Annotated in this window: 12 protein-coding genes and 1 pseudogene; 11 read left to right on the forward strand and 2 right to left on the reverse strand. The window is 64.1% G+C overall.

The window, feature by feature from the left end:
* From HZI36_RS08550 to HZI36_RS08575, 6 genes and pseudogenes are all read left to right on the forward strand, one after another.
* Positions 1 to 184 (forward strand): annotated as a pseudogene (locus HZI36_RS08550) (amino acid ABC transporter ATP-binding protein); the annotation flags it as partial.
* A gap of 54 nt (positions 185 to 238) precedes the next feature.
* Positions 239 to 1066 carry an ABC transporter substrate-binding protein gene (locus HZI36_RS08555; protein ID WP_179402215.1) on the forward strand — a complete coding sequence of 276 codons (828 nt, stop codon included), beginning with the start codon at positions 239 to 241 and terminating at the stop codon, positions 1064 to 1066.
* On the forward strand, positions 1053 to 1943 hold the full coding sequence (locus HZI36_RS08560; protein ID WP_179402216.1) for a polysaccharide deacetylase family protein: 891 nt from the start codon (positions 1053 to 1055) through the stop codon (positions 1941 to 1943). Before HZI36_RS08555 ends, HZI36_RS08560 begins: the two co-directional genes overlap by 14 nt.
* On the forward strand, positions 1940 to 2860 hold the full coding sequence (locus tag HZI36_RS08565) for a polysaccharide deacetylase family protein (RefSeq protein ID WP_179402217.1): 921 nt from the start codon (positions 1940 to 1942) through the stop codon (positions 2858 to 2860). Before HZI36_RS08560 ends, HZI36_RS08565 begins: the two co-directional genes overlap by 4 nt.
* A complete protein-coding gene (locus tag HZI36_RS08570; protein ID WP_179402218.1) occupies positions 2857 to 4263 on the forward strand; it encodes an MmgE/PrpD family protein in 1407 nt (468 codons plus the stop codon). The genes HZI36_RS08565 and HZI36_RS08570 overlap by 4 nt, the downstream gene beginning before the upstream one ends.
* 74 nt (positions 4264 to 4337) lie before the next feature.
* Entirely contained in the window at positions 4338 to 5189 is an 852-nt protein-coding gene (locus HZI36_RS08575; RefSeq protein WP_218883753.1) for an ABC transporter substrate-binding protein, read from the forward strand.
* Between the two features lie 132 nt (positions 5190 to 5321).
* Here HZI36_RS08575 and HZI36_RS08580 read toward each other — a convergent pair whose 3' ends face one another.
* Positions 5322 to 5672 carry a helix-turn-helix domain-containing protein gene (locus tag HZI36_RS08580; protein ID WP_179402220.1) on the reverse strand — a complete coding sequence of 117 codons (351 nt, stop codon included), beginning with the start codon at positions 5670 to 5672 and terminating at the stop codon, positions 5322 to 5324.
* A gap of 78 nt (positions 5673 to 5750) precedes the next feature.
* Here HZI36_RS08580 and HZI36_RS08585 point away from each other — a divergent pair, with 78 nt between their 5' ends.
* The gene (locus HZI36_RS08585) at positions 5751 to 6662 is read left to right on the forward strand and encodes a hypothetical protein (protein ID WP_179402221.1); all 912 of its coding nucleotides are present in this window, start codon (positions 5751 to 5753) and stop codon (positions 6660 to 6662) included.
* A gap of 243 nt (positions 6663 to 6905) precedes the next feature.
* Positions 6906 to 7136, forward strand: a complete 231-nt coding sequence (locus HZI36_RS08590; RefSeq protein ID WP_179402222.1) for a hypothetical protein — start codon at positions 6906 to 6908, stop codon at positions 7134 to 7136.
* A gap of 23 nt (positions 7137 to 7159) precedes the next feature.
* Here the strand turns inward: HZI36_RS08590 and HZI36_RS08595 are convergent, their stop codons facing one another.
* On the reverse strand, positions 7160 to 8026 hold the full coding sequence (locus HZI36_RS08595; RefSeq protein WP_179402223.1) for an alpha/beta hydrolase: 867 nt from the start codon (positions 8024 to 8026) through the stop codon (positions 7160 to 7162).
* Positions 8027 to 8166: 140 nt separating this feature from the next.
* Between HZI36_RS08595 and HZI36_RS08600 the strand changes: the two genes are divergently transcribed.
* From HZI36_RS08600 to HZI36_RS08610, 3 genes are all read left to right on the forward strand, one after another.
* A complete protein-coding gene (locus HZI36_RS08600; protein ID WP_179402224.1) occupies positions 8167 to 9201 on the forward strand; it encodes a 3-hydroxyacyl-CoA dehydrogenase in 1035 nt (344 codons plus the stop codon).
* Between the two features lie 406 nt (positions 9202 to 9607).
* The gene (locus HZI36_RS08605; RefSeq protein ID WP_179402225.1) at positions 9608 to 10420 is read left to right on the forward strand and encodes an NYN domain-containing protein; all 813 of its coding nucleotides are present in this window, start codon (positions 9608 to 9610) and stop codon (positions 10418 to 10420) included.
* 1904 nt (positions 10421 to 12324) lie between these two features.
* Entirely contained in the window at positions 12325 to 12870 is a 546-nt protein-coding gene (locus tag HZI36_RS08610) for an endonuclease NucS domain-containing protein (RefSeq protein ID WP_179402226.1), read from the forward strand.
* Positions 12871 to 13330 lie beyond the last annotated feature (460 nt).

Here is a 13330-nt window from a genome sequence, read left to right on the forward strand (position 1 = left end):
TCTGGCGAAGAGCGGGATGACGATGATCGTGGTCACGCACGAGCTGGGGTTTGCGCGCGAGGTGGCCGATCGCGTGGTGTTCATGGATGGCGGGCAGATCGTCGAGAGCGGTCCGCCCGAGCAGGTGCTGGCGCGGCCCCGGCACAAGCGCACGCAGGACTTCATCGCCGCCGTCATCGCGTGATGCGGATCGTCCGGTCCGCTCGCGCATTCGTTTCTTTCTACTGAGGTTTTCTTCATGCGCATCTCCGAACTCACGCGCGCGCTCGTCGCGCTGACCTGCGGCGTTGCCGCGTCCTGCGCATTCGCGCAGTCGTCCGCGCCGGTCAAGAACCCGATCATCGCGGCGATCGTGCCGAACTACCCGCCGTTCGAATACAAGGATCCGGCGACGGACAAGCTGTCCGGCTTCGACGTCGATCTCGGCGAAGCGCTCGCCGCGAAGCTCGGCGTGAAGCTGCAATGGGAGGAGACGAGCTTCGACCAGATGGTCAGCGCGGTCTCGACGAAGCGCGTCGACATGATCCTGTCCGGGATGACCGATACGGCGCCGCGCCACGAAACCGTGAGCTTCGTCGACTACATCACGACGGGCCCGCAGTTCTACACGCTGAAGACGAAGGCCGGCGACTTCCCGAACATGGACGCGCTGTGCGGCAAGCGCGTCGGCACGAGCCGCCGGACCACGTTCCCGACCGACATCGCGGCATGGAGCGACGCGCATTGCGTGAAGGCCGGCAAGCCGGCCGTCGTCGTGGTCGGCACCGACGGCTCGGCGGACGCGCGGCTGCAACTGAAGCAGAGCCGGATCGACGCGGCGGTGCAGGGCGGCGAGACGCTGCCGTACCAGAACAGCGTCGAGCAGAATGCGTACGCGCCGATCGGCAAGCCGTTCATCGCGCAGTACACGGGCATCGGCGTCGGCAAGGACAATCACGCGCTGCAGGGCGCGATGCAGCACGCGCTGGAGCAGATCATCGCCGACGGCACCTACGAGAAGATCCTGAAGAAGTGGGGGCTGCAGGAACATGCGGTGCAAAAGGCGATGCTCAATGCGGGCAACTGAGCATCGCGCGGCGCCGGCGGGCTCGCCCCGCTGGCCCGACGGCCGGCGTTCGTGCGTCGCGCTCGCGTTCGACCTCGACGGGCCGACCGGCGACGCGATGCTCGACGGCTCGATCTGGCGGAACCCCGCGTACTTCACGCTCGGCAGCTACGGGCCGTGGCGGGCACTCGGCCGGCTGCTCGACGTGCTCGACGCGCGCGGCGTGCCGGCGACGTTCTTCGTGCCGACGTGGGTCGTCGAGAACTGGCCCGAGCAGTGCGCGGCGATCGTCGAGCGCGGGCACGAGGTCGGCTATCACGGCGACCGGCACGAAGCGTTCTGGACGCTCAGCACGTCGCAGCAGCGCGACGTGATGGCGCGCTCGACCGAAGTGTTCGAGCGCCGTCTCGGCGTGCGGCCGGTCGGTTTTCGCACGCCGTCCGGCGACTGGGGCGAGGACACGATCCGCGTGCTGATCGAGGCGGGCGTCCGCTATTCGAGCTCGATGCGCGGCGACGACCGGCCGTATCTGCTGCACGCGGAACGCGTCGGCACGTTGGTCGAGATCCCGGGGCGCTGGGAGCTCGACGACTATGCGTCGCTCGCGTATCACCGCAATCCCGATTTTCCGGCGAGCCTCGACCGGATCGCGAGCTACGAGACGACGCTCGACAACTGGCGCCGCGAATTCGACGGTTCGCATCGCGAAGGGCTGTGCATGACGACGCTGTTCCATCCGAAGGTGTCGGGCAAGCCCGGGCGGATCGCGCTGCTCGAACGTCTGCTCGATCACATGTGCGCGCAGCGCGACGTGTGGTTCGCGACCTGCCGCGACGTCGCCGAATGGTGGATCGATCAGCATGGCGAAGCCAATGTGCTTCGCGGGGAGCACGCATGAGCATGACGTCACGCTGGCCGGACGGCGCGCGCTGCGCGGTCGCGATCACGGTCGACTTCAACGATGTGCACGGCATTCTCGCGCAGGAGCCGAGCATCGCCGGGCGCGAGAAATCGCTGTCGGTCTGGCGCTACGGCGCGAAGCGCGGCGTCGATCGCGTGCTGGACGCACTCGACGAATTCGACGTGCGTGCGAGCTGGTTCGTGCCCGGCATCGTCGCGGGCACGCATCGTGAATGGCTGCTGCGTATCGACGCGCAACGGCACGAGATCGGCAACATCGGCAATCGTTGCGAGAACTTCGACACGCTGTCGCTCGGCGAGCAGCAGCACGCGTTTCGCACCGCGCAGGCGGCGCTCGAGGACGCGATCGGCAAGCGCGCGGTCGGCTTCCGCTCGCACGCAGGCAACTGGGCGCCCGGCTTCGCGGATTTTCTGCGCGGCGAGGGCGTTACGTGGTCGTCGTCGTGGCGCGGCGATGATTTGCCGTACTTTCACGTCGCGGACGGCGAATCGACGAGTCGCGGCGCGCGGGCGAGCGAGCCTCGGCTCGTCGAGCTGCCGCTGCATTACGAGCTCGAGGACGAGCCGTACTTCGTGTACAACCTGTCGCCGGCGGTGCCGGTCGGGCAGCCGCGGATTCCGTCGTATCGCGAGGTGCTGAACAACTGGAAGCTCGATTTCGACGCGTTCCATCGCTTCGGCCTCTGCTACGTGATGCGGCTGCATCCGGAGATCATCGGTACCGCCGCGCGCATCGACCTGCTGCGCGAATTGCTCGACGAGATGCGCACGCGCGGCGGCGTCTGGTTCGCGACCGGCACGCAGATCGCGCAGTGGTGGCGCGACAGCGTTGCGCGCAACGAGGCCGGGCATCCGGTCGAGGTCTACGCGCGGCATTGGCGGGAGGCGCGATGAACGGGCCGAACGTGCTGGAGCGATCGCTGTCGTTGCGGCTCGCAACGTTCGTCGCCGACACGCGCGACGACGCGCTGCCGGCCGACGTCGTCGACAAGGCGAAGCGCCACGTGCTCGACACGCTCGGCGCGGCGCTCGCGGGCGCGGTCGCGACGGAGACGCGCGCGGCGCTCGATATCGCGCGCGCGGGCGGCGGCCACGGCGCGTCGTCCGCATGGGGCACCGCAACCACGCTCGGCGCGCGCGACGCGGCGTTCGTGAATGGCGTCGCCGCGCACGCGTTCGAGCTCGACGATTCGGGCGGCTGCGATCACTCGGGCGCGGTCGTGCTGCCCGCCGCGTTCGCGGCGCTCGCGTGCACAACGCGGCCAGTGTCGGGACGCGAATTTCTGCTCGCGGTCGTGCTCGGCTACGACGTCGGGCGCCGCGTGCTCGAGGCGTGCGGCGGCTACTCGGCGCACAACGGGCGCGGCTGGCATTCGACGATGACGTGCGGCGTGTTCGGCGCGGCCGCGACCGCCGCGCGGCTGCTCGGCCTCGACGCGCAGCGGACCGCCGCCGCGATCGGCCACGCGGGCAGCTTCAGCGGCGGGCTGTGGAACTTCATCCACGACGCGTCGCAAACGAAGCGGATGCACACCGGCCGCGCGGCCGAAGGCGGGTTGCTCGCGGCGCTGCTCGCGGAGCGCGGCGTGACCGGGCCGTCGCAACTGTTCGCGGACGTCTGGGGCGGCTTCTTCAACGCGTTCGCGCCGGAGACCAGCGAGCCCGACGCACTGCTCGCGGGCCTCGGCGACGCGTGGAAGATCATGCGCTGCTCGATCAAGCCGCATGCGTCGTGCCGCAGCACGCACGCGGCGGTCGACGCGACGCTCGCGCTCGCCGGCGACGCGCGCGGCACGCCGGAGCGCGTGCAGTCGGTGCGCGTGCGGCTCAGCGCATTCGTCGACGGGATGTGCGGCGGCCGCGACGTGAGCCGGCTCGCGTCCGCGCAGATGAGCCTGCCGTATGCGATCGCGTCGGTGCTCGTGCACGGCGACGCGTCGCTCGGCGCGTATCTCGACGCGCGCCGGCACGATCCGCGGATCGCGGAGGTGATGGCGCGCATCGCGCTCGACGTCGATCCGTCGATGTCGGATCTCGACGAGCCCGAAGTCACATTGACGCTGACGAACGGCGACACGCGCGCGGCCCAGGTGCAGGTGCCGCTCGGCGATCCGCACAATCCGGTGTCCGACGCCGCGCTGCTCGACAAGTATCGGCAACTGGCCGGCATCGCGATCGATGCCGCGCAGGCGGACGCGCTCGCGGACGCGGTGCTGCGCATCGACGCGCTGCCCGACGTGCGCGGCCTCGAACGGCTGCTTGCCGGCGACGCGGATGGCCGCGCGCTGCTCCGATAGCGGACAATCTCGTGCAATCGCGAGCGGGCCGGCGCCCGGCTCGCCGCTTCGACCTTCAACGACGGATGGGAACCATGAAGATTTTCCAGGCGGTAGCGGGCTTGACGGCATTGTGCGCGGCGATCGGCGCGTTCGGCACTTCGGCGCGTGCGGACACGCTGCCGGACGCGATCGCGAAGACGCGCGTGATCAAGGTTGCGGTCAATTCGATCTATCCGCCGATGGAGTACAAGGATCCGGACAGCGGCCAGCTCGTCGGCTTCGACGTCGATCTCGGCAATGCGCTCGCGAAGGTGCTCGGTGTGAAGCTCGAATGGCAGGAGTCCGCGTTCGAGCAGCTGTTGCCGTCGCTCGCGACCGGGCGCGCGGACATGATCCTCAGCGGGATGAGCGACGTGCCCGGGCGCCGCGACGCGGCCGACTTCATCGACTACCTGAATTCGGGCGCGCAGTTCTACGTGCTCGCATCGGCCGCGAAGGACGTGAGGCAGCCGGCCGATCTGTGCGGAAAGGCGGTCGGCACGAGCCGTAGCACGTCGTTCCCGTCGGACGTCGCGACGTGGAGCGCGCACAACTGCGCGGCCGCGGGCAAGCCGGCGATCTCGGTCGTCGGCACCGAGGACACGGCCGCCGCGCGGATGCAATTGAAGCAAGGGCGGATCGTCGCCGGCGTGCAGGGCAGCGAGACGCTGCCGTACGCGATGAAGCTCGAGCCGAACACGTATCGGCCGGTCGGTGCGCCGTTCGCGGCATCGCCGGAAGGGATCGCGATCGCGAAGTCGAATCCGAAGCTGCGTGACGCGGTGCTCGGCGCGCTCGAAAAGCTGATGCAGGACGGCACCTACAGCGCGATCGTCGCGAAGTGGGGGCTGCAGAGCAGCGCGGTCAGGCAGGTTACGCTGAACGGCGGCGCGGCCGCGCACTGACGGTCGCGGCGGCGCGATGCGGGCCGGACGGGCCCGGCGGGTCGCGTCGCGCTGATCGATAGAAAATCGCCCGGCGTCCCGGGCGATCTCATCTCCTCTCCCCACTCCCTCCACTCACGCACTCGCGCGGCGTCATCCGCTATCGGATCTGCCGGCCAATCCCTTCAAGCCTTCGATCACGACAAGCAGCGCGCGCCCGTGCTCGTCCGAGCCGTCCCACGCCTGGACGATCGCGTTCCGCAGCCGGTCGTTATAGCTGCCCCCACCGCACCCGCGCACCGGACGCAAGTCGACACCATAGAAACTGCATAGCTTATTGAATGGTGCGCTGCGCCGCATTCGCCGTCCATCGGACAGGCGAAGGCGCGAGACCGTCGGCTGACTGACCCCGGTGAGCCTTGCTATTTCGCTGGATGAGCGCGTGTCTGCCCGCAATCGGCGCAACAGGTCTTGAACGGGAAAATCGGTGTCTGGGGCTTCCATGTCATGCATTATACCTATACAGTAACGACTATTGCATGACTCGCCGAAATGGGCGAACAGCAGCACCCGAGAAAGTTGATGACACTGAAACACCTGCCGCCCACGTTTTGCTGGACCAAGATCGGTCACGAGTCCGGCGAAGAATTGCCGACCGTCGTGCTTCGCAAGGAATGGGAGCGCAGGCTGGGCGGCGGGCGGTTCCTGTGGGGAATCGGCCAGTCGCTCGGCGGCAGCGCGCAGGTTGCCGCGCATCGCACCGGCTCGCTGCTCGCGCTGTTCTCGCCGGCCGCCGGCCGCGCGCGGCCCGCCGATCGCAAGCGCGAGGACATGCTGCTCTGGCATGCGTGGATCGACGCGAGCGGGCAGGTGCGCCAGCTTCCGCAGCATGCGTTCATCACGAGCCGCGCGACGCTGCCGTCGGGCCGGCCGCGGCAGCAGCATTACGCGCTCGTCTGCGCGTCGCCGACCGAGCTCGCGATCGGCACGCGGCTGCGCGTGTATCCCGAGCATCTGCGCAGTGTGAGCACCGGCAAGCCGCTCGGCGCCGCGCAGCGCGCGGTCGTCGTCGATTGCGTCGCGCGCGCGGCGCAGCAGTCGGGCAAGAGCTATCCGCTCGCGTTGTCGGTCGAGCTCGAGGCGCCGTATGTCGTGCGGCTCGCGCAGCCGAGCGTGCTGAAGGCGCGCGATCTCGCGGCGGTCAACAAGGCGGCGCGCGAAGGCGACTTCGGCACGTTCGTCGAGCTCGTCGCGCGTCTGCGGCATCGGCCGTCGGCCGAGCAGGCGCGAGGCTTCACGCGTGACCTGTTCGACGTGCCACCCGGTGAAGCGGCCACCGCGTATGCGGGCGCGGCGCAGGCGGCGCGGCTGCGCCACCGCGCGTCGATGGAGCATCTGCGCGGGCGCACGCTCGACATGTTCGAGCTTGCGCCCGGCGAAACGGCGTCGCTGTTCGGTGGCGCGACGTTCGGGCTGCCGTCGCGCGCGTGCTGATCGCATCGGGCGACATGGGCGAGCGCGCGGTTGGTCGGCGCAATGAATTGTTGCAATCTCGTCGTCGCGGACCGTCGGGTCGCGCGCGACAATCGGCATAAAGCGGACACTAAGCGAGCTCACAGCGGGCTCAAAGCGCGGCAGCCGATCGATGGGCAGGCGGTGATCGCGCCGATGCCGTTCGCGCGAGATGTGCGCACGGCGTCGGTTGGCTTCGGACGGCTACCAGAAGGAGAAGTGTCGATGTCGACTCATATCGGTTCGCGTGAGGCTCAGGCCGCGCAGCGCTTCGTCGAGGCGACGCGCAACGTCGATCAGGCATTTCGCGCGGTGCGCGGCGATGCGGACGACGAAGCGTCGACGGCTGAATATGCGGCCGCGATGTCGCGGCTCGATCGCGCGCTCGACGAGCTTGCGCGCGCGCAGGAAGTCTTCGATCGGATCACCAGCCGCGACGCCCGCCGCCGCAACTGAACACGGAATACCGAAGCGCCGGCTCAGCCCGCGCGCGCGCCGTCGCCCGGATGGCTCGCGATGTCGGTGCGCTTGCGGAACGCGTTCGAGAAGAACCGCACCTGGCGCAGGATCGCGTTGCGCCAATAATCCCACGTATGGCCGCCGGGGCGCTCGGTGTACGCGTGCGGCACGCCGAGCTGCATGAGCCGGTCGTGCAGCGTGCGGTTCGATCGCACGAACGGGTCGTCGGCGCCGCAATCGATCGTCAGCGCGATGTGCTCGCGCTCGAACGTGTCCGCATCCGCGACGATCGCGTTGCGATTCCAGAACGACGGATGGCGGACCGGATCGCCGAACACGTGATCGATCCCGGGTTCGTCCTCGCACGTGCGCGGATCGACGGCGCCGCTGATGCTGCCGACCGCGCCGAACGTGCCGGGCCGGTCGAGCGCGATGCGCAGCGCGCCGAAGCCGCCCATGCTGAGCCCAGTGATCGCGCGGTCCTGCTTCGCGGCGATCGTGCGGAAATGCGCGTCGACATACGACACCACTTCGTTCCCAACATAGGTTTCATAGCGGCTGCCCGAGTCGAACGGGCTGTCGATGTACCAGCTTTCGTGCCCGCCGTCGGGCATCACGAGAATCACGCGATAGCGATCGGCGAGCGCGCCGATCCGCGTGTTCGCGGTCCAGTCCGCGTAGCTGCCGCCGGAACCGTGCAGCACGTAGACGACCGGATAGCGCGCCGCGCGATCGTCGCGCGCGTAGTCGTCGGGCAGCACGACGGTCGCGTCGAACGATTCGCGCATCGCCGCGCTCGGGATCGTGACGACCCGCGACTGGAACGACCAGGCCGGGCTCGCGAAAAGCAGCAGCCAGATGAGCGGGAGGGCGCGCACGGGTTTCATCGATTGTCGTTGTCGTGTTCATTGCGCGCGCGGCGGGCGGCTGCCCGCGCGTCATGCGTCGGACGACTCTAGCAACGCGGACTTACAGCCAAATTTCGGCGAAGCCTACGGGATGTCAGCTTCGCCGGCGCGATCGCCGGGTGGCGATCGACACGGACGCCCTGCAGTTCTGGCTTATTTTCACCTTTCCGTGTCCCGGCCGATATGAAAAGATTTTCCCGATATCGGCGCGGCAGTCGCCGTTCAATTCACGGGAGAAGCGCACCTTGAGCACCTCGTCAGATCGAATCGTCGTCCTGAGCCTCGGGCGCGAATCCCGCGTCCTGTCCGTCGCGCCCGACGGCAGCGATGTGAAAGTCCTCATCGGCGGCCTCGAGTCGAAGCCGGACGGCGTGACCGTCGACGAGGCAAACGGCCATCTGTATCTGTCGTTCATGGGCGCGATCCGCGACGGCGACGACTTCTGGGCGACCGATGGCCATATCGAGCGCACGAATCTCGACGGCAGCGATCGCCGGGTGATCGTTCCGGTCGGCACGTTCTACACCGGCAAGCAGATCACGTTCGATGCGGCGAGCGGCCGGCTCTACTGGTGCGACCGCGAAGGGCTGGGCGTGCTGAGCTGCCGCACCGACGGCTCGGACCTGACCGTTCACGTGCGGACCGGCACGACCGCCGAGCATCGGAAGGAGCCTCGCAGGCATTGCGTAGGCGTTACTGTCGATCGGGACGGTGGGTATTTGTATTGGACGCAGAAGGGCAAGCCGAAGGGCGGCGAGGGGATGATCTTGCGTGCGCCGCTTGATGTCGTGCCGGCGGATCCGGCGGTGCGCGATGATATTGAGATGTTGTTCGATGGGCTGCCGGAGCCGATCGATCTTGAGTGGGATGGTGAGTCGGGGACGCTCTATTGGACTGATCGTGGCGCGGAGCCGGACGGCAACACGCTGAACCGCGCGAAGATCCGCGACGGCCGGGCGGTCGATCACGAGATCCTGCTGCATGGCCTCGACGAGGGGATTGGCCTGACTTACGACCGTGATCGCAGGCGCGTGTTCGTTAGCGATCTTGGCGGGAATCTGCGTGTCGTGAGCTTGGATCGGCCGGGGGTTGGCGAGATCGTGTTTCAGGGCCAGGGGAAGCTGACGGGGATCGCGTATTTGCACGGGGATTGAGTCGCGGTTGTTATCCGGATTTGGTATGGGGCGCTGGGTGATCGGCGAGCGGTCGCGTCGGGGCGATCGCATTGATCGTTGGCCGAGGCTTCGCGAGGTCGGTCTCGTCGTATGCGGCGCGGGCGCAAGGAAACGGAATCAGTGGGACTGCGATCCGCCAAGAATCAAGGACCTGACTATCACTTCGTCGCATTGCGCTCGGGCCTTGATGCGGAAGTCGCGAGATGTGCCGACTTGTGGAGCTATGGAATCGTGAGGCTGACGGGGCTGGCGGCGTTTCAGTTCGACTAGGAGCGGCCGATCGTTTCAGTAGATCGGGACGCCCGATACGTCCGTTCAACCCTTCATGGCGTCCAACCAACTGCCGTTATTATGTTGACATTCTGTAACCCGACGGGGTCAATTCATGAGCGCGACAGTTATTCCTAATGAGCCTCGCGTTGCCGTACTTGTTGATTGCGATAACACTCGTCCTGAGATACTGGAATACGCACTACGAGTCGTTGCTCAGTTTGGCCGAGTTGTTCTCCGTCGCGGCTATGGTAATCACAGCACGCTCAGCAAGACGTGGCAGGAGGCGCTGGTTCGTCAGGCTTTTACACCATGTCTTCAATATCAATACGCTCCCGGTAAGAATACCTCCGATATTGCGTTGGCGCTCGATGCTCTCGAAGCAATGTTTGATCATCGGGCCGAGAAGTTTTGCCTCGTAACCAGCGACTCTGACTTTGCCTATCTTTGTCGGAAGCTACGGGAGCGCGGAGCGACAGTGTGTATTGTCGGAGAATCAAAGACGCCGGAAGCGCTTCGCAATTCCAGTGATCAATTTTTTGAGTGGGCACCAGTTTCTACTGCGAATGATGAGATTCCAACTGATACGCCGGCGCAGGCGAAAGTAGAGAATTCAAAGCAACCGGCGATCAAGCGACGACCGAAATTCGTGGTGGACGCGGTGGCATTGCTTGCGAGTAACACACCCGAAGGTCAAGTACACCTGGGTGCGTTAGGGCAATACCTCAAGCGAACCGATCCCGGCTTTTCACCAGCTGACTATGGACATTCTGGGCTATTGGACATGTTAAAGGCATATGATCTTCTGGCTCTAAAAAAAGAGAACGGTGGTCATTACACGGTGGGGCTAGCTCATTCTGGACTGCGTGAATGCAGCGCTTCAAGTGCTGCTCCGACGACCGGCGTAAGCTCCGAATTGCCTGTATAGCCGTTTCACACATTCCGTCGCAGTCCGCTCCCAGGCGAACATCAGTCATTGCGGATGGCCGAGGCGGAACGGCAGCTCACGGTCAACGACTGCGGCCGACCGCATGGGGCAGCAATCGGCCAGCGGCCGACATTCGCCGATGCAGTCTCGCGGTCATTCGAACGTCGCCTCAGCACCGGAAAGCTGCCGCTAGACTCGTGAATACGTGAGCTCGCCACCAGCTACCTCAGTAAAAACATCGACTTGCAATATAAGCCGAACCTTATGTTTTCCTATAGATATCTAGCGCGCGCAACACCCGTAACGCCTTCGTCAGCTTCCCGAGCGAATTTGCGGCGTCGTCGGATTGTCTTATATACGCCTCTGCGTTCTTCTTGATGTCCGTTAGTGCTTCTCGCAACTCCACCAACTCATCGACGAAATCCTCGTCAATTTCTGCGGTCAGGAACTGGTGGTTGCAGGTCAGACACTCCCTGCCCCGTCGGAACCAATTGATATCACTGTGGACGGTTCTGGTCCAACGTTGACCTGACTCGTCGGCGATAAGTCTAGGGTCAACAGCCATACAAACGGTAATCGATCGGCAGGCTGGACACCACATTTTCGTACCGCCCTGATTTGCGCGCATCGCGCCTACCCCCTGTCAGTGCACCTGTCAGCATGCAGTTGCTGTTAGTAAAACACATGGCCGGGAAGCCCCACGCTCCCGGTCATGGAGCTCCGGCCCGCAATTGGCGAACTGGACGCCCGATGGGTCATTCCGCGACTTAATCGATCGATTGGCTCGTACGCGATAAAATCCGGCACAGTAACCAGCGAATCTCTTGGACACTGATCCACAACGCCTTCAAGAGTTTTTGCTCGCCGGATTGAAATCCTCACCCCAGAGTGTGCGCAAACGGAATTATTTTTCATTTTCAATAATGACGTTCGGTGCGTCTCTCACATCAGGACGACTATATGCTGGATCATCAGTCGAGAGACAACGGAAAGTCACGTTCGTTGTAGTGTCGATGCCCATTCTGGTGCGAGCCGTACTCTCATTGACTAATATGAAGTGCTTGCCTTCAGCATTACACTTCGCCGCGCCAGCCTGAAATGCGTGTTCCCGCGCAGCGGCGGCACTGCGGTATCTATCGGACGTCGAGGAAACAGAGTAGGTATCGCGTCCAACTTCCAGCACATCTGACGTGCTAACGCACCCAGCCAGTGTCACCACGCAAGCACTAGTTGCGCCCCATTTTTTCATTGCCGCCACTTTCCTTTTGATTGTTTGCCCGAAAAGACGCTGCTTATGGCCCAGAAAGTTTAGCGCATTGATCGGCTTCCTGCCACGGGATTCACGGCAGGCGTTTCGGCTATCAGCCTCGCTGCCTTCGCGTCGAGCAGGAGAGCTGGCAAGTACCGGTACTGCACCCACATTCCGAGCCATTTTGAGAGGTCTGCGGGGACTGTTGATGCATGGGGAGGCCTTTCCCTCTCTCTCGCCCAGCCAATACTAGTCGCCAACGCCTTGGCCGCAAGTTCAGCCGTTGGATAGCTTCCATAGTACATTTCGCCCCAAGCCAAATGGCTTGCGCCGTGGTATACGTAAATGCTGAAGATGCCACTTGGCGTTTCAAAGATGTATTTCAGCATTCCCGGAACCTCGGTGAAAACAGGGAGCCTATGCCCGGTCAAGTACGGTCAACACGAGCATACCGGTAAAGACGGTGCGAAGTTAATCGGATCGGCCCCTAGCCTGATTCGGTCAAGCCACCTAGCCCTGCAGAGGAAGACAAACGGCCCGTGCCGGCCATACACTAGGTCACTGCCGGCTCCGTCTCGGACCGGCCTGCACCCCGGGGCCGGATTCGTACTGTACGCTGGGCAAACGCAATCGACGCGAGCAGGATGGAGCGGACATGGATGAATCTACAATGAGCAATGGGAACTTCGAAGCGCGTGAGGGGCGACCGCCTCTTGAACGAGACGTACAGGAATTTTTGGCTGATTCGTTATCGGAGTCTATTGGTGAACCACTCACTCTTATTCAAACGGAATATCCGGTCTCGTTTGGAAGAATTGATATCCTTGCTAAGGACAAATTGGATCGATTTGTGGTTATCGAGTTAAAGCTGGGAACAGCAAGCCGTGATGCGGTTGGTCAATTGCAAAGTTACATGGGTGCCCTGGTCCAGGAAAATCCAGAGTCTTTTGTCCGGGGAATTCTCGTAGGCTCCGCGTTGGATGCGGGCGCTCAGGCGGCTCTTCTGGTGGCCAACGACATCCAGTTTGTTTCCTTCTCAATTGCTTTCACGTTTTCGCACGCACTAGCTTCTAAAAATACATACGACGAATGGATTGCGAGGAAGACGAAGAACGCAGTTACGTCCAAGAAGAATGTAGTCTCATCTGCGCCAGATAAGACTACCCCTGCAATATGGTTGCCCCCCGGCTTTAGGAAATGAACGGTCGGATGTCTCAAGTGTGGTCCCTGAGGACAGTAGGTGTCAGCCAATTTGGCTGAGAACTGGCCGCTACTTACAGATGAGGCGTCATTGATGTCAGCTGGCTCGAATGACAGCAACGGGTCGGGTTCGGCCGGTCGCGATCGTCGCAGACCGGCCAATTTTTGCCACTCGCCTCGAGTATAACGCTGCCATTCGAGCGGCCGTTTTAGCCCGAAATAGGCCGGATGCTCAGCTCGCGTCTATTGACCATAGGATGCGTTCGGCGTAAGAGCGGTGCTGCAGTTGTCGGATATCTCGCTGCCATTCGCAAACCGGCGTCGGCGAATGCGCGAAGACCCGAAGACCTGCGGTCACGGTCCGTTGCATTCAAGTCAATCGTGACGCGCACGGGGTTAAAGAGCAGGCACACTCGTGCCTCGTCTGTTCGTCCATAACCTACTCCATGTCCCATTCGAAG

Origin of the sequence: Burkholderia guangdongensis (assembly GCF_013403875.1) — a bacterium.
Classification (GTDB): domain Bacteria; phylum Pseudomonadota; class Gammaproteobacteria; order Burkholderiales; family Burkholderiaceae; genus Burkholderia; species Burkholderia guangdongensis.